The organism is Amphritea balenae (assembly GCF_003858655.1).
GTDB classification, from domain to species: domain Bacteria; phylum Pseudomonadota; class Gammaproteobacteria; order Pseudomonadales; family Balneatricaceae; genus Amphritea; species Amphritea balenae.
This window is the reverse complement of sequence record NZ_RQXV01000007.1, coordinates 169286-185131: the sequence shown is the minus strand read 5'-3', so window position 1 is coordinate 185131 and position 15846 is coordinate 169286. Positions and strand designations below refer to the sequence as shown.

The window sequence follows — 15846 nt, the reverse complement described above, 5'->3', positions numbered from 1 at the left end:
ACATATTAATTATTTGCTTGCCAGGCCCGCTGCACCTGACTCAGGTCTATCTCAAGAATAGTCGCATATACATCGGTCTGAACAGGGTAGCTCTTCACCACGCGGGCACCACGAATAATACCAGCCACAGCGCCTTCAAACTGATTATTTTGTAGCATCATATCTTTTACCGACGTTGTTCCCGCCAGATACTGACCATGCACCAACACCGTTAGCTCACGATACGCATCCAACTTAGATGCCTTCATCGCCATCAACACTTTATGCTGGTCACTCAAGCCTGTTTGCAAGCTAATAGGCGCATAACCGGTCACCTGCACCCAGTCCGGTTCAACCGGCGTATTATCAACACTTGGCGGAAGATCGGGTAACGCTGAAACGATATCCTTAGTCGACTCAACAAAGGTTTCACAACCACTCAATGCCAGAACGCAGATAGAAACCAATACCGCCCGGAATATCTTTCTCATCTGTATAGCCAACCCCATTACTCTGCCTTCCCAACAGCCTGACGGCTACCATTTTCAATTATCATGCCTTTGTCCATCGCCTTAACCGGATCATAACCAGGCAGAGCCCCCTCTAAACGCACCGAAGGGATATGAGTCTGCGATGCCGCCAGTATCTGTCGGGTTGTGGTATCCAGCACCCGGGCATTAATAACAATACCGTCCTGATGCTGACTATAAGTGCCGGTCAGGACAAAATGAATTCGATAACGATTCCGGATACCCGAAAGGTTAGCAACAGATAATGGATCCTTAGCCGACGTATTCAGACTCACCGCCCGATAATCAACCAGATTGTAGCCATGCTGCTGCATTTGAAATATAAAGTTTTCACTCAGTCGTTCGCCGGTTGGTGTGCCGGACTCTTTAGTACCTAACTGAACAAAAGGCAGAATCGCAACGGGTAGCTTTTTAATCCGGTTTTCCTGCAAACCGACATTTAGCTGCACCGCCATCTGTGCAACGGCCTCACTTAAAGGATCAGCACCGTTGGCATCGCTGGCAACGATAGCCACTTCATGCTTAGTCAACTGTCGCTGAGCTTCCAGGTTGGCAGCCTCAGCTTCAAGATTAGCCGCTTCGGCTTCGCGCAACTGCTGCATCGCCTGCGGATCAACACTCTGCACCGATACCGGAATCGGCTCATTCAAAGCACATCCTGTTAGAACCAGAGAAAAAAGCAATAAATAAAATCTCATCAGCAGCCAACACCCAGAATTAAATATCGGTTTAAACTATCACAAATCAGGGACTTAAACATTCCCACCGTATTGCAACAGCTCAATATTTTGCATACCTTAGAGTATTATCGGTCAGCCACAGATTATGTTTAATTCTATGCTTCGAATTACTGCAGCTCTTTTGTTCAGCTTTATCAGCCTGTCTCTGCATGCCGTAACCATGGAAGCGGAAGGTCAGGCACTGATTTTTAATAAAGATATCGATTCCGCCCGCCAGAACGCTATTAAAAATGCGACCCAACAAGCCTCTCTTCAGGCCGGTGCTTTTGTCAGCAGCACTCAAAGCCTCAACCGGGGCGTACTCAGCATAGACAATATGTCGGTCAGTACTCTCGGTATGGTTAGTAATATCGAGCTACTGGATGAAAAAATAAAAGGCCGGATGTTATGGGTTAAAGTCAGGGCCGATATCGATTTTGAAGAGGGCTGTCCGGGTGACGTAAAAGGCCATAGCTATCAAAAATCCGTCGCTGTTACAGCCTTTCCTCTGCTTTACCCACAGCAGGCCAACCTGGGCTATCTGAGCAATATACAGACCGAACTAAGTAACACACTGAGTTCCGGCATTAATCAAGCAACTAACCTTCGCGCCCTGAATGCAGGCATGTTAAACGTTCACGAAACAGCAGCGACAGCACCTACTCGCTTACTCACTGCAGGCGCACTTACCACCGTACTTGATCACACCCGTCAGCTGGATGTGCAGTACATTATCTCCGGTGTTATCCGGGATATGACTATGTATGACTCATCGGTAACCGACCCGAACCGCAACATACTGGTCGATTTTTACAATCAGATGGATTATCGCAGCAAACGCCATCTTCGCAGTCTGGTGCTGGAGCTTTATATACACGACGGTTTCTCAGGGGCTTTACTATTCAATAAACAATACGCCACAGCCGGACGCTGGAACCTTGCCCCGGAAGCCCGCCCCGGTTACGGCAGTGCAGAATTCTGGCGACAGGACTATGGCCAACAAACCCGCAAGCTGTTGCAACAGGTAACTGAAGACCTGAACAGCGAACTGCGCTGCAAACCCTTCTCAGCCAGTATCACCAAAAGTGACGGCAGCTTTCTATGGTTTAATGCTGGCGCAACGGACGGCATCAAAGCAGGTGATAAACTCAGCGTCTATCGTAAATCCAGCTTCTTTACGGAAGACATGCGCAGCCATGTACAGCTGAGTAACACCCGCAAAACTATGACAGTGACCGAAGTCCAGCCTACCTTCTCTATTGGTCGTCTGACGGAGGATGGCGCAGTTTATAATATTCAGCCCGATGATGTGGTCATAGCCCAATAGGGGCTAAGACCACCGCATCGCGCCCGCTAGACACGAAGCGATGACCCGGAAAGAAACACAACAATAACGCTTTACGTTATTGTTGTGTGCCACGAATATTGACTTCAACCCGACGATTGAGTGATCGACCCGACGCCGTATCATTACTCGCCACAGGGTAACGCTCACCATAACCCCGAGACTGCAATCTTAGTGCGGCAACGCCAGATCCAGCTAGGTGTTGAGAAACACTGGCAGCACGGCGTTCGGACAAGGTCTGGTTGTACTCAAACGAACCGGTGCTATCGGTAAAACCATCCACATTAATAACGGTCTTATCAAACTTTACCAGCACTTTAGATACAGAACCCAGCACCGGATAGAACCCCTGCTGAACATTATAAGAGTTGGTCGGGAAGGTGATATTACCCGGCATAATCAGACGGATAGAGTCGCCAATACGCTCGACCCGCACACCGGTACCTTCCAATTCCTGACGCAACAGCATCTCCTGCTGATCCATGTAGTAGCCGATACCGCCACCTACAGCACCACCGACCAGTGCACCGGCGATAACGCCTTCGGTCTTATTACCTTTACCCGCCACAGCATGACCCAGCACAGCGCCAGCTACAGCCCCAATACCTGCCCCTTTGGTAGCATTACTGGTCTTTGACTCCTGAGTATAAGGATCCAGCGTCTGACATCCTGCCAGCGCTATTGCACCAGCCAACACAATAATTTTTTTCATTAGTGCTCCTTAAATTAAGTTCCGCTTAGTCAGATATTCAGCAGCTAAGTTCACATTTCCTTAACTGTAGCCGGTAAATTATTACTTTTTAAGCTTAATATAGCCTTAGCAGGGTATTTTTACTGAGATAGATCTGGTCACTGCTTACAACAACTTATAGAATCCGGTGTAACTTATATGTAATACCTTTAGTCTCGTTCAGCTTCGAGGATAGTCTTTTGTCTCAGCTTCCTGTTATTGTCGGTTTCGGTGGAATCAGTCCCGCCGGACGCAGTTCATTCCACCACGGCTATCGCCGCCTGATCCTGGATCAGTTGAATGACTCAGATCGTACCGAGACATTGTTGGACCTGGCAACCCTGATGGGACTGACCGAGTACCGTGACGGTAGCTATACCGATCAGGACGGTAACCCACAATCCACTTCCGACTTGCTGAACAGAGTTGGCGATCAGGTAAAGAACAGCACGCTGATACGCCGAATCGAAAAAGAATGCTTCGATATACACGGCGTAACCTTCAATAAGCCGGCCACCATCAATACCGAAGAGCCCATTCTTTTTACACTAAAAAAACGCCAGTTACCTAAAAACATTCCAGCTAACTGGCAAGTAAAAGAAGTTTCAGGCGGTTTAGTAGAAGTATCCCTGCAGGGCGACCTGAATGTAATATTCCCGGACTTTAAGGAAGCACAGGTACAGGCTGCAGGGCAGCTCCCTAGTGGTTTCAAGCCTGGTAAGCTATACCAGTCACGCAATCACCCGCGCAATCTGCAGATGACCGTATTTGGCGCATCCGATGCTTTACAGTCATCGGGGATTCCGTGGGATACAATCACCGCAGCCATACGTCCTGACCAGATCGGCGTTTATGCAAGCAACTCAATCGGTCAGCTTGACGATCTGGGCTTTGGCGGCCTGACTAAATATCCATCCATAGGTAAACGCACCACCTCCAAGCAGATGCCACTGGGCTATGCACAGATGCCTGCTGATTTTGTTAACGCTTACGTACTTGGCAGCGTTGGCGTTACCGGTGGTGCTTTAGGTGCCTGTGCGACTTATCTTTATAACCTGCGCAGTGCGGTAAACGATATCCGCTCCGGTCGTCGTAAGGTCGTTCTGGTCGGCGGTAGCGATGCCCCCGTCACACCTGAAGTCATTGAAGGTTTCCGCGCAATGGGCGCGTTAGCCGAAGATAAAGATCTATTGGCTCTGGATGGCCTGAGCGAACTACAAGATAGCGATTATCGCAAGTCCTGCCGCCCGTTTGGTAACAATTGCGGCTTTACCATTGCCGAATCCACTCAGTTCACACTGATGATGAGCGATGATCTGGCACTCGAGCTCGGCGCTGATATTCATGGCGCAGTGCCTGAAGTTTTTGTCAATGCCGATGGTCACAAAAAATCCATCTCTGCCCCAGGCATTGGTAACTACATCACGTTAAGTAAAGCGGCTTCACTAGTCGGCACTATGCTAGGTGACGAATCGCTAAAACAACGCAGCTTTGTTCAGGCACACGGCACCAGCACGCCGCAAAACCGGGTAACTGAATCCCACGTTATCAATCAGACAGCCAAAGCGTTTGGTATTACCGACTGGCGGGTCGCTGCCCTGAAAAGCTACATCGGACACTCACAAGGCACCGCCGGTGGTGACCAGTTCAACCTGTCTCTGGGTGTTTGGAAATACGGTTATATACCCGGCATTCTGACCACCCCTGAATTCGCCAGCGATATCCATGACAGTAACCTGATGCTCAGCAACCAGCATATGGAAGTGGGCAAGCAAGGTATGGACTCAGTCATCCTTAACTCGAAAGGCTTTGGTGGCAATAATGCCAGCGCTGTTATTCTGGCACCCCATATTACCGAACAGATGCTTGAGAAACGCCATGGTAAAGCCGCTATGGATCTTTATCGGGGTAAGCGCAACATCACGTGCGACATAGCAAATACCTATAATCAGAACAGCGTCAAAGGCTTGACCAAGCCGATCTATCTATACGATCACAATGTGCTCACCGGTGACGATGTAGAGATCAGCAGCCAGGAAATTAAGCTGCCGGGCTACAGCCAGACGATCAGTCTGGATATTGCCAATCCCTTTGATGATATGAAATAAGCGAAACTGGAAACTAACATGATTCGAATTCTGACTCTGGCCCTGTCTGGCCTGCTATTAACCGGCTGTATAAGTAATCCACTAAGCCAGGAGCCAATCGATACCAGCTTTTATATGATCGATTTGAAGAGAAACATAATTTGTTTAGGCAATTCAAAAAACTGTGAAGATATGAGCCCTCTCTACCATAATCCAATTAAAGCAAACCGGATCGGCAGTCTTTACAATCAGGCAGTAACAGGTGAAAGTACCCGCTCTGCTTTGCTAAAAATGATCATTCGTCCGGATAACAAAACCTACAGCGGAGAAAAACTCTCAGATGATGGTCGTTTCTATACAATCCCTTTGACGGAGAAAACCCGGCAGTTATTTCTAATTATCAAAGACGCTTCACATAACAAAAACCAGTCCTTCTAAATACACAATAATCGCTGACTGGTCGCTGAAGTTACCCTTGCAACCTCGACACTACTCAATTGCCTCAGCTCAGCGACCTTTCTCGCTATATTAACAACCCGCTCAGGATAATTAACCTGCCCCTGATACCCCAGTAGCGGCATATCCGGCGCATCGGTTTCCAGAACAAAGCTCTCTAATGGCAATGTCGCAACTATAGCTCTGAGCTTTGACGCCCTGTCATAGGTAACCGTCCCACCAACACCCAGCTTAAATCCCAGTTTCAAATACTCACGGGCCTGCTGCTCGCTGCCTGAAAAAGCATGAACGATTCCAGCCGGCTCCAGCCTGAGTTGACGAAGTTGCTTTAGCATTTGATCATGTGCCTTACGGACATGCAGTAAAACCGGCTTTTCAAATCGCTTTGCCAGCTCTAACTGCGGCACTAAAATTTTTAGTTGCTGATCCAGATTTGCGTCCGGGATAAACAGGTCGAGGCCTATTTCACCTACCGCCACCAGGTTTTGATTTTTTAAACCGGCTTCCAATTGTAATAATGCCCTACAGGGATCTGAATGACTGAAGCAAGGATGCAAGCCCAACGCTGGATATAACCCCGAATGGGCGGCACAGAGATCCAGCACCGCCTGCCAGTTATCAAGTTCCACACCCGGCACTACAAAATCAGAGACCCCCTTATCACGGGCACGACTAAGCACTGCATCAATTTCATCAGCTAATTGTGGAAAATCCAGGTGCACGTGGGTATCGATCAAACGCATAGGGGAAGTATAACTCGCCTCAAGCTAATGGCTAAAGCGACGCTTTCAGCTTTACTGAGTAAGTTAAGACATAATGTCTGGCAACGATAAACAAAACAAAAAAAACGCGCCCTAAGGCGCGTTTGTTTATTAATGTTCCCGGGTAGCCCGGAACTGCATCTCAGGCCAGCGCTCTTCAGTCAGGCTCAAGTTCACCCGGGTCGGCGCCAGATAGGTCAGCAAACCACCGCCATCGATCGCAAGGTTAACATCGCCTTTGCGGCGGAACTCTTCCAGCTTACGTTCATCATCACACTCGACCCAACGGGCTGTGGCGATAGTCACCGGCTCATACTTACAGTCGACTTTGTACTCATCCTTAAGACGGTAAACCACTACTTCGAACTGCAATTGTCCCACGGCACCAAGAATCAAATCGTTTTTAGCGATCGGCTGGAACAGTTGTACTGCACCTTCTTCAGACAACTGCTGCAAACCTTTCTGCAACTGTTTCATCTTCAATGGATCCAAAGGGCGAACTCGACGGAACATCTCCGGTGCAAAGTGCGGGATACCGGTGAATTTAAGATCTTCACCCTCAGTAAACGTATCACCGATCTGGATCGTACCGTGGTTATGCAAACCGATAATATCGCCAGACCAGGCTTCTTCTACGTTAGAACGATCGCCCGCCAGGAAGGTAACCGCATCAGCGATCTTCACATCCTTTTTGATCCGTACGTGGCGCATCTTCATACCTTTGGTATAACGCCCGGAACAAACCCGCATAAAGGCGATGCGGTCACGGTGCTTAGGGTCCATATTGGCCTGAATCTTAAACACAAAACCGGAGAATTTTTCTTCATCAGCTTCAACATCACGGCTGATGGCCGAGCGCCCAATCGGTGCCGGGGCAAATTCTACAAAGCCATCCAGCATTTCGCGCACACCAAAGTTAGATAACGCAGTACCAAAGAACACAGGTGTCTGACGACCCGCCAGATACTCATCCTGATCGTATTCATGACTGGCGCCTCGCACCAGCTCGACCTCTTCGACAAAATCTTCGTACAGATCACCCAGCAACTCTTTTGCTTCAGCGCTTTCCAGTCCTTTTACCTGGATATCATCAGGAATGATATTGCCCTGTCCCGGCGTAAATACATGGATGGTATCGCTATAGAGGTTATACACCCCACGAAAATCACGTCCCATGCTGATCGGCCAGGTAATAGGTGCGGCGGCGATCTTCAGTACGGCCTCAATCTCATCCAGCAGATCAATTGGCTCCCGGATATCACGGTCCATTTTGTTAACGAAAGACAGTATCGGCGTATCCCGCAGACGACAAACTTCCATCAGTTTGATAGTCCGATCCTCGACACCCTTAGCACCGTCAACCACCATCAACGCAGAATCCACGGCGGTCAGAGTACGGTAAGTATCTTCCGAAAAGTCTTCGTGTCCCGGCGTATCCAACAGATTAACGATACGGCCATTATGGGGGAACTGCATCACCGAAGAAGTCACCGAGATACCCCGCTCCTTCTCCATGCTCATCCAGTCAGATGTTGCATGGCGATCCGCCTTCTTACCCTTAACGGTACCGGCTTTCTGTATCAGGTTTCCGAACAACAACAGTTTTTCAGTAATGGTGGTCTTACCCGCATCCGGGTGGGAAATAATAGCGAAAGTACGACGAGTCGATACTTCCTGAGAGATACTAGACATAGGAATCCGGTTACTTTGGCGTCAGCCTGCAGCAAACAACGCAGCAGACTCAATAATTAGTTGGCCGCTATTTTCGCTGATCAGCCTCAAATCCACAACCGAAAGCTATTGACTCAGTTCATATTCCTGAGAAACTAAGGCTCAAAGCTATGGATCGGCAATTTTTTATCTCATGAAATGGATTTTATACATTACCCTGCTGTGTTTGTTACACAGCAATCACCTCTCTGCTCAGCAACTGACTTCGGGCTACATAACAGCCACAACGCTCAATGTCCGCTATGCACCGACATTAACCAGCAAAAAAGTGGGTGTCCTGTTTCTGGGTCAGCAAGTCCATATTCTGATCAATCAGGAAAATAACGCCTGGACAAAAATAATCACACCAGATTCCGGCTTAACCGGCTGGGTAGCAGCACAATACATCTCTGAGACTCCCCTTTCCAAGACTCAGCAAGCCAAAGCAGAGCGGGAATTAGTCCGTAGCATTATTCTGAATTCAGACGATTTTGAGCTGTATGAAGACAAGTTTCTTGAGGCAACCGTAAAACTGATAAAAAGTCGCCGCTGCCGCTTTAGTGAAGTTAAAGAGATGCAGGGGTGGTGGCACGCTAACGATGTCAGTACAGGGCAAGTTTATTATCTTTACTGTCGGCAAAAAGGCCAGCGAAAGCCGGTCTATCTGGATATAAGCAAACAACAGTTTTTCTCTAAACCCTAGCGGTAGCAAATTATCCGCCACTAAGTATCAATTAATAATACTTCTCTGTTGAGAGTTCAATTCTCAAGTGAGTCAGGAAATACTCAGGACAATTCAAACCACAATGGAACTGATAAATGAACCAGCCAATAACTCAACCAGTAAAGTCTGGTTGCGCTGACACAGAGCACCTTTTCAATAGCCATGATGGTTCTGAGTTATTTTACCGCCATTGGGCTGCAACAGAACAAATAACTGGAAAAGCAAAACAAGCAGTAGTGATGTTTCATCGCGGCCATGAACATGGTGGGCGAATGGGCCACCTGGTTGCGGAACTCAGTTTAAGCCATTGTGATTTTTTTGCATGGGATGCACGAGGGCTGGGACGTTCAGCTGGTGAGCGAGGCCATGCAGAGAGTTTTGGCTCTATGGTTCAGGATATCGACTGCTTTATTCGCCATATATGCCAGCATCATGACTTAAAACCACAGGATATTGTTGTCCTCGGTCAGAGCGTTGGGGCGGTTATGCTAACAACCTGGGTACATGATTATGCCCCTGATATCCGTGCAATGATCCTGGCGGCACCAGCATTCAAAGTAAAACTCTATGTGCCCTTTGCCCGACAAATGATCGCCCTGAGGCAGAAAATCAGTGGCGTGTTTACCGTCAACTCCTATGTTAAAGCCCACTATTTAAGCCATGATCCAAAACGAATTGAGAGTTACAACAACGACCCGCTGATTACCCGCCCTATCGCCTCTAATATTTTATTAGATCTATACCAGGCTGCAGAGCGCTGCATCACCGATGCACATACGATAACAACGCCAACCCTGACGCTGGTGTCCGGCAGTGACTGGGTGGTAGAGAAAGCACCGCAATATGAATTTATGGCTCGCCTGGGCAGCCGTGATAAACAGCTAATTGAGCTACCCGGTTTCTTTCATGACACTCTGGGAGAACTGCATCGGGAGCAGGCACTCAAAGAGATACGCCGTTTTATTAACAATAGCTTTGCAGCAACTGAGGATAACCCCGACCTGAAACAGGCAGATAAACAGGGCCAGGGCTATCAGAATTTTCAAAGTCTGAAACAGCCTGTTACAGGTATTCAACGCTACTACTGGGATCTGTTGAAACAGATGACAAAACTGGGCGCCAAGTTTTCAGAAGGCTACAAACTGGGTCAAACCACCGGCTTTGATTCCGGCAGTACACTGGATTATGTCTATCAGAATCAGCCTCAAGGTAAAGGTTGGCTGGGACGCATTATCGATAATAGCTACCTTAACAGCATAGGGTGGCGGGGTATCCGTCAGCGCAAAACAAATCTGGAGCAATTGATCAACCAAGCGATTAATCAGTTACAACAGAATAACCTGCCGATTCATATTGCCGATATCGCCGCCGGACAAGGCCGCTATATTCTGGATGCCATCGAGCCCCGTAAAACCGAAATTGAAAGCCTGCTACTCAGGGATTTCAGTGATATTAACGTTACTGCGGGCAACCAGGCACTGCAGCAGAGGGGCTTTGATGGCTTCAGTGAGTTCCAGCAGGGAGATGCTTTTGACCAGGCGTCTGTTGCAGCGATAGAACCAAAACCAACCCTGGGTATCGTTTCAGGTCTTTACGAGCTGTTCAGTGATAACAATATGATACGCCGATCATTAGCCGGGCTTGCCCAGGCAATCAAGAGCAATGGTTATCTGATCTATACCAATCAGCCCTGGCACCCTCAGCAAGAACTGATCGCCAGGGTACTCACCAGCCATCAGGATGGCCAGCAATGGGTTATGCGCTGCCGTTCACAAAGGGAGATGGACCAACTGATAGAGGAAGCTGGCTTTGAAAAATGCGGTCAACTGATCGACCAGTGGGGAATCTTCTCTGTTTCCATTGCCCGAAGAAAATAACCGGACCAGAACATGGACAGTACTTATACTCAAGCAACAGCCAACCGCACTACTCTTTTCCTAAGAGCATTAGGTTGGCTGGCCTTTCTTGGACCGACTTTTTTTATTCTGTACGGTTTTACCAATGAATATACAGCCACACGGGATGATGTTGGCCAACTGGTTTTTGCCTGGGAAAGCCATATCCCATTCTGGGACTGGAGCATTATTCCCTATATGTCGATCGATCTTCTCTATGGAATATCGCTATTTTTGTGTACCTGTAAGGCAGAGCTCGACCGACATAGTCTGAGGTTATTCGCAGCAACGGTTATCTCGGTTATCTGCTTTTTGTTCTACCCCCTACAGTTTACCTTAACCCGCCCTGAGACCTATGGCCTCTACGGTACCCTTTATGACCTGCTAACCAGTCTGGATAAGCCTTATAACCAAGCCCCCTCGCTACATATCAGTCTTCTGGTATTGATCTGGGTAAGATTCTATCAGCACATACATCATGTAATACCAAGGCTATTAACTCACAGCTGGATGTTCCTGATCGGCATCTCTGTACTGACCACCTGGCAACACCATTTTATCGATATTATCGGCGGGCTAATCGTTGCCATCGCACTGCTCTACCTGATACAGGAACAACCGTTTCGCTGGCATTGGGAAACCGCAAAAAGCCCAAAGCTGGCTCGGCTCTATCTGACAGGCAGTCTGCTCTTTATCCTGTTAGCACTGGCATTTGGCGGTTGGGGATACTTACTACTCTGGCCCGCTATCGCCACAGCACTGATTGCTGCAGCCTATACAGGTTTAGGTGTATCGGTCTTCCAATACCGTGACCAGCGTATGTCGATACCGGCGATGATATTACTTGCCCCATACCTGTTAGGTGCCAAACTCAGTGCCGCGATACTGAGTCGTAAACGCCCGGGCTGCGTCGAAATAACTACGGGGGTCTGGTTGGGGCGGGCACCGACAAAAAACGATATTCAGCACAGTACAGCCTTAAGTATTCTCAATGTCACCGCAGAGATGAAACCTCTGGCTAACCCTACCGGGCAGTATTATCGTACACCGATGCTGGATCTGGTCTGCCCGGATATTGAACACCTGGAACAAGCGGTACAGCAGCTTGATCAACTCAATCGTTCCGGCCACTGCGTACTGGTACATTGTGCGCTGGGCTTATCCCGTAGCGCGGTGGTTATTGCCGGTTGGCTACTAACAACAGACAGTACCCGTTCTGTTATCCAGGCAGTAGATATGATTCAAAAAGCACAGCCTGATTGTGTACTCAAACCCGCCCATATCAACCTGCTGCAAAAGTTTAAGGAACGATCACTATGATTGAATCCATTAGTAACTCACAGCTCCGGGTTACCCAGGCAGTATTAGCTTCAACCAGGTATTTTGGTAGCCTGTCACTGTTATTAGCGGGTATTTGTAGTGCTCTACTCATCACTGGCGAACAACTCCCGGCACAGCTATTTGCTCTGACCGGCATTATCTGTGCGTTGCTGTATAGTTTTTACCACTGGAGGGTACAGCTGGATAGCCAACTGCTGCCACTACTTGCCAATACAGATGCTGAGCAATTCGACCGGGCCCTGCATTTCCTGTTTCCCGGCAAAGTACGAAACTATTCAAACAGCAGTATGGAGCAACGCCTGCAAGGCATACGGCGCTTATTCTATCTACAACTGGGGTTGTTACTGCTGCAAAGTGCTTTAACCTGCATAAGCCTGTTAACTTATCTGATCTGAAGGAACTGATCGATGCCATCTGTCTATCAACTCAAAAGTGCTTTCTCTGACCTTCTACGACCTGTCACCAACCGTCTGGCAGCTCTAGGGATCAGCGCAAACCAGGTGACGGTAGCAGCCATGCTGGGTTCAATAATGCTGGCACTGGCACTCTATTTTGGTGAGCTGCAGCTACAGATCTCCCCGTTATTCTGGCTCTGCGTTCCGCTATGGATGTTTATCCGGATGGCCCTGAACAATATCGATGGCATGCTGGCCCGAGAACATAATATGGCCACTCCCAAAGGGGCTATTCTCAACGAGATGGGGGATGTGATCTCCGATAGCGCCCTGTTTCTCGCCTTTGCTGCCCTGCCGGGCATCAATATCCCGCTGCTGGTTATCCTGACACTGTTGGCGGTAATGAGTGAGATGATTGGCGTAGTTGCGGTACAGATCGGTGCCAGCCGTCGTTACGACGGGCCATCTGGCAAAAGTGATCGGGCCCTGTTTTTTGGTGTGCTGGGGCTACTCTATGCGGTAGGTATTGCTCCGGGTATATGGAGCACGTTGGTATTAATTTTAATCATCATCTTGCTGCTGGTAACCCTGATCAACAGAGCTCATAGCGCGCTAAGAGAAGTACAATAGTTATATTACGGTGAAGGAAGGGTATAAGAGTAAACAGTATCCAGCTCTAACGTCAGCTTAAGCTCATTAGTACCATCGGTTATATCTATCTTTAAACTTTGCTCATGCTTCGGCAATCTTAAATTTAAAGCGGAATACTCTCTTTTCCAATCATCGTAACTGAGTCCATTAAGCTTCACGTTAATCTCCCCTTTTTCCAACCCATACACACTTAGCAAAGCTTTTTTTCCATAAGAATGAACAAAACTATTATTGTAAGACAATATATAGTTAAGAGGTGATATGTATGTTTCTTGATATTTATAACTAACTAGCTCAACTTTGTTGTTAAAATTATATACACCCGGTGCGCTAAATTTGACACGAGAAAGTCCATTGGGCTTGATGCCCTCACCTTCAATACGGTAATAACTATCAATAGAGAAAAAAACTAACAAAATCGAGAGTAAAGTAGCGACAAATAAAGACACAAAAGTCCAACCAATTACTTTCCACATGCTCACTCCCTGTGATTCAGTGTTAAACAATATTCAGATAGTTCTTTGAAGCAAGCTCCAGCGGAGTTGATAAAGCCCGCAGCAGAATCACGTTCGGTCAGGTTTTCACCTATAACCACATCACAATTAAAGGGGACGAATAGCGCCTCTCCCTTGGGCAGTGACCGGCCTAAGCCATGCAACATCACCGGAATCACCGGTACTTCAGGTCGCTCTTTTATCAGGAAGTAGACACCTTTCTTTAACCGGCTCATCTGCTCCGGTCGCCCCCGGCTGCCCTCTGGAAACAGAACTAATATCTCATTGTTTTCCAGAGCCCGGTTACAGCCGCTGAACAGTACCTCCCGATCAGCGCCACCGCTGCGATCCAGCGGGATAATGCCGATGCATTTAAGGGCGATCCAGGCCAACAAACCGCCGTTTTGCAGAAAGTAATCAGCCGCTGCTACCGGCCGCACCCGATGAATCTGTGATAACGGAAACAGGCTTAACAACACTAGGGTATCAAGGTGGCTGTTATGATTGGCAATCACAATGGCCGGGCCTTTTTTCGGCAGATTATTCCGGCCCCGGATATTCAGCCCTAACAACAGCAATACCACCGGTTTAACCAGCAGGGCAAAGAACAGCAGTTTTATAATGCGGTCCATACTCCCCCCTTAATAGTGACTGTAATAGAGGAAGTGAAAGAACAGCGGTGCGGTAAAGATCAGACTGTCCATACGGTCCAGAATCCCACCATGGCCAGGTATCAGATTGCCGGTATCCTTAATCTGAAGATCCCGTTTAACGGAAGATATCACCAGATCACCAAAAAAACCGCTAACACTGATTAACATGCCCGCGAGCATCCCCTGCCACCAGAGCAGCGGGGTTAACAGAGGGCCGGTAATAGCTGCCACCAGGGTGATCGTAGCAACGCCCCCGAGAAAACCCTCCCAGGTTTTATTCGGGCTTACTTTAGGGATGATTCTATGCCGCCCCAGCTTTTTTCCCCAGATATACTGGCAGACATCGTTAAACTGCGTCATAAACAGCAGGAACAGCACCGGGCCTATATACCCTGCCATCTCATTTTTTACCGGTAGCACCAGCAGATACGCGATATGGCTGAAAGCAAATACCGTCAGCATGGTAGCCCAATGCAGAATCCCGGCAGAACGGATAAAGCCTTTGGTCTCCCCCAACAGCACCATCCGGATCGGCAGCAACAGAAAGATATAGACCGGGATAAAGATAATAAACATGCCATACCAGCCAATGGACACCCAGTAATACTGGATCGGGATGGACAGGTAGGCCCAGAAAATAACCCGGCGATCGGTCTGCCGGGTTGGCACAATGGAAAGAAACTCTTTCAGGGCCAGAAAACTGAGAAAGCCAAAGAAGACAATAGCCAGGGTCTGGCTGAAAAGCAGCGCTGCAAACAGCAGCCCAACCATCACCCACCAGGACTGAATTCTTTCTCTCAGCTCGGTGTAATCTTTTTCCGGGTTTGACTGCTCTAACCGATAGCGGATCAGACTACCGCATATCAGCAGGATTAGGACTAAAACGATCAGGTAAAATGAGTGCAGCGGAATACCTAGCATAGAGATCCATCTTCAGGTGCTTTGTTGTCAACAGGATACCTGATTAACCGTTGCGTTAACCACCCGTACCAGATACCGCCTGCGCCCCCGGCAAAAGCGATCAGCCAGAAATCCACCATGTAACTGAACCAGAAGCTGAAAGAAACAGTGATACCCGGGAAAGCCCCCATCAGAAAAGAGAGCGCGACAATGGCAGCAACAAGCCCCGCCACCCCATACACAGCAACAGAACGAATGCCCCGCCACTGAAACAGCAAACCAAGGGGGATACCAAACAGAAACACCGTAATTGCGGTATAAAACAGATAGCCGAAGAAACTTCGATTGCTAGCCATTAAGTTAAACTCAGGAAAAAAGATAATTAAAGCGGTGAATAGAGAGGTGGTAAACCAGGCCATAGCGATCTTCATAAATCCATTCATCTGACTGTTCCTTATAGTCCGTAACGCTGATGG

General features: G+C 48.2%; 17 protein-coding genes. 8 read left to right on the top strand and 9 right to left on the bottom strand.

Annotated elements, in window-relative coordinates; all coding sequences use genetic code 11:
- Window positions 1-5: 5 nt before the first annotated feature.
- Complete coding sequence (locus tag EHS89_RS13575) at window positions 6-470, bottom strand: LPP20 family lipoprotein (protein ID WP_229753597.1); 465 nt, start codon at window positions 468-470, stop codon at window positions 6-8.
- Window positions 471-487: 17 nt separating this feature from the next.
- Complete coding sequence (locus EHS89_RS13570) at window positions 488-1159, bottom strand: FlgO family outer membrane protein (RefSeq protein ID WP_229753595.1); 672 nt, start codon at window positions 1157-1159, stop codon at window positions 488-490.
- 175 nt (window positions 1160-1334) lie between these two features.
- On the opposite strand from EHS89_RS13570, the gene EHS89_RS13565 reads away from it, so the two are divergent.
- A complete protein-coding gene (locus tag EHS89_RS13565; protein WP_124926694.1) occupies window positions 1335-2555 on the top strand; it encodes a flagella assembly protein FlgT in 1221 nt (406 codons plus the stop codon).
- Window positions 2556-2631: 76 nt separating this feature from the next.
- On the opposite strand, the gene EHS89_RS13560 is transcribed toward EHS89_RS13565, so the two are convergent.
- Complete coding sequence (locus EHS89_RS13560; protein ID WP_124926693.1) at window positions 2632-3285, bottom strand: YiaD family glycine zipper/OmpA-like lipoprotein; 654 nt, start codon at window positions 3283-3285, stop codon at window positions 2632-2634.
- Between the two features lie 218 nt (window positions 3286-3503).
- Between EHS89_RS13560 and EHS89_RS13555 the strand changes: the two genes are divergently transcribed.
- Together EHS89_RS13555 and EHS89_RS13550 are read left to right on the top strand one after the other, a co-directional pair.
- A complete protein-coding gene (locus EHS89_RS13555; protein ID WP_124926692.1) occupies window positions 3504-5411 on the top strand; it encodes a beta-ketoacyl synthase in 1908 nt (635 codons plus the stop codon).
- A gap of 18 nt (window positions 5412-5429) precedes the next feature.
- The gene (locus EHS89_RS13550) at window positions 5430-5828 is read left to right on the top strand and encodes a hypothetical protein (RefSeq protein WP_124926691.1); all 399 of its coding nucleotides are present in this window, start codon (window positions 5430-5432) and stop codon (window positions 5826-5828) included.
- On the opposite strand, the gene EHS89_RS13545 is transcribed toward EHS89_RS13550, so the two are convergent.
- Window positions 5825-6589: a TatD family hydrolase gene (locus EHS89_RS13545; RefSeq protein ID WP_124926690.1), complete on the bottom strand. Its 765-nt coding sequence runs from the start codon at window positions 6587-6589 to the stop codon at window positions 5825-5827. The two genes, EHS89_RS13550 and EHS89_RS13545, sit on opposite strands and share 4 nt — an antisense overlap.
- A 129-nt stretch (window positions 6590-6718) precedes the next feature.
- Window positions 6719-8299: a peptide chain release factor 3 gene (locus EHS89_RS13540; RefSeq protein ID WP_124926689.1), complete on the bottom strand. Its 1581-nt coding sequence runs from the start codon at window positions 8297-8299 to the stop codon at window positions 6719-6721.
- A gap of 172 nt (window positions 8300-8471) precedes the next feature.
- Here EHS89_RS13540 and EHS89_RS13535 point away from each other — a divergent pair, with 172 nt between their 5' ends.
- The 5 genes from EHS89_RS13535 (at window position 8472) to EHS89_RS13515 (ending at window position 13302) form a co-directional block, all read left to right on the top strand.
- A complete protein-coding gene (locus tag EHS89_RS13535) occupies window positions 8472-9020 on the top strand; it encodes an SH3 domain-containing protein (protein WP_124926688.1) in 549 nt (182 codons plus the stop codon).
- 116 nt (window positions 9021-9136) lie between these two features.
- Entirely contained in the window at window positions 9137-10918 is a 1782-nt protein-coding gene (locus tag EHS89_RS13530) for a bifunctional alpha/beta hydrolase/class I SAM-dependent methyltransferase (protein ID WP_124926687.1), read from the top strand.
- A 12-nt stretch (window positions 10919-10930) separates the two neighbouring features.
- A complete protein-coding gene (locus tag EHS89_RS13525) occupies window positions 10931-12256 on the top strand; it encodes a phosphatase PAP2/dual specificity phosphatase family protein (protein ID WP_124926686.1) in 1326 nt (441 codons plus the stop codon).
- The gene (locus tag EHS89_RS13520; RefSeq protein WP_124926685.1) at window positions 12253-12672 is read left to right on the top strand and encodes a hypothetical protein; all 420 of its coding nucleotides are present in this window, start codon (window positions 12253-12255) and stop codon (window positions 12670-12672) included. Before EHS89_RS13525 ends, EHS89_RS13520 begins: the two co-directional genes overlap by 4 nt.
- A 12-nt stretch (window positions 12673-12684) precedes the next feature.
- Window positions 12685-13302, top strand: coding sequence for a CDP-alcohol phosphatidyltransferase family protein (locus EHS89_RS13515; protein WP_124926684.1), 618 nt, complete (start codon window positions 12685-12687; stop codon window positions 13300-13302).
- A 5-nt stretch (window positions 13303-13307) separates the two neighbouring features.
- On the opposite strand, the gene EHS89_RS13510 is transcribed toward EHS89_RS13515, so the two are convergent.
- From EHS89_RS13510 to EHS89_RS13495, 4 genes are read right to left on the bottom strand one after another with little or no spacing between them, the layout of a single operon-like run.
- Complete coding sequence (locus EHS89_RS13510) at window positions 13308-13799, bottom strand: hypothetical protein (protein ID WP_124926683.1); 492 nt, start codon at window positions 13797-13799, stop codon at window positions 13308-13310.
- Window positions 13800-13801: 2 nt separating this feature from the next.
- Complete coding sequence (locus EHS89_RS13505; RefSeq protein ID WP_124926682.1) at window positions 13802-14449, bottom strand: lysophospholipid acyltransferase family protein; 648 nt, start codon at window positions 14447-14449, stop codon at window positions 13802-13804.
- A 9-nt stretch (window positions 14450-14458) separates the two neighbouring features.
- Window positions 14459-15391: a phosphatidate cytidylyltransferase gene (locus tag EHS89_RS13500; protein WP_124926681.1), complete on the bottom strand. Its 933-nt coding sequence runs from the start codon at window positions 15389-15391 to the stop codon at window positions 14459-14461.
- On the bottom strand, window positions 15385-15813 hold the full coding sequence (locus EHS89_RS13495; RefSeq protein WP_124926680.1) for a hypothetical protein: 429 nt from the start codon (window positions 15811-15813) through the stop codon (window positions 15385-15387). The genes EHS89_RS13500 and EHS89_RS13495 overlap by 7 nt, the downstream gene beginning before the upstream one ends.
- Window positions 15814-15846 lie beyond the last annotated feature (33 nt).

What these genes read in the sequence shown, in the direction of transcription:
- EHS89_RS13575 (WP_229753597.1), bottom strand. Translation starts at nt 470, where the DNA reads ATGAGAAAGATATTCCGGGCGGTATTGGTTTCTATCTGCGTTCTGGCA.
- EHS89_RS13565 (WP_124926694.1), top strand. Translation starts at nt 1,335, where the DNA reads ATGTTTAATTCTATGCTTCGAATTACTGCAGCTCTTTTGTTCAGCTTT.
- EHS89_RS13560 (WP_124926693.1), bottom strand. Translation starts at nt 3,285, where the DNA reads ATGAAAAAAATTATTGTGTTGGCTGGTGCAATAGCGCTGGCAGGATGT.
- EHS89_RS13550 (WP_124926691.1), top strand. Translation starts at nt 5,430, where the DNA reads ATGATTCGAATTCTGACTCTGGCCCTGTCTGGCCTGCTATTAACCGGC.
- EHS89_RS13545 (WP_124926690.1), bottom strand. Translation starts at nt 6,589, where the DNA reads ATGCGTTTGATCGATACCCACGTGCACCTGGATTTTCCACAATTAGCT.
- EHS89_RS13540 (WP_124926689.1), bottom strand. Translation starts at nt 8,299, where the DNA reads ATGTCTAGTATCTCTCAGGAAGTATCGACTCGTCGTACTTTCGCTATT.
- EHS89_RS13535 (WP_124926688.1), top strand. Translation starts at nt 8,472, where the DNA reads ATGAAATGGATTTTATACATTACCCTGCTGTGTTTGTTACACAGCAAT.
- EHS89_RS13530 (WP_124926687.1), top strand. Translation starts at nt 9,137, where the DNA reads ATGAACCAGCCAATAACTCAACCAGTAAAGTCTGGTTGCGCTGACACA.
- EHS89_RS13525 (WP_124926686.1), top strand. Translation starts at nt 10,931, where the DNA reads ATGGACAGTACTTATACTCAAGCAACAGCCAACCGCACTACTCTTTTC.
- EHS89_RS13520 (WP_124926685.1), top strand. Translation starts at nt 12,253, where the DNA reads ATGATTGAATCCATTAGTAACTCACAGCTCCGGGTTACCCAGGCAGTA.
- EHS89_RS13515 (WP_124926684.1), top strand. Translation starts at nt 12,685, where the DNA reads ATGCCATCTGTCTATCAACTCAAAAGTGCTTTCTCTGACCTTCTACGA.
- EHS89_RS13510 (WP_124926683.1), bottom strand. Translation starts at nt 13,799, where the DNA reads ATGTGGAAAGTAATTGGTTGGACTTTTGTGTCTTTATTTGTCGCTACT.
- EHS89_RS13505 (WP_124926682.1), bottom strand. Translation starts at nt 14,449, where the DNA reads ATGGACCGCATTATAAAACTGCTGTTCTTTGCCCTGCTGGTTAAACCG.
- EHS89_RS13500 (WP_124926681.1), bottom strand. Translation starts at nt 15,391, where the DNA reads ATGCTAGGTATTCCGCTGCACTCATTTTACCTGATCGTTTTAGTCCTA.
- EHS89_RS13495 (WP_124926680.1), bottom strand. Translation starts at nt 15,813, where the DNA reads ATGAATGGATTTATGAAGATCGCTATGGCCTGGTTTACCACCTCTCTA.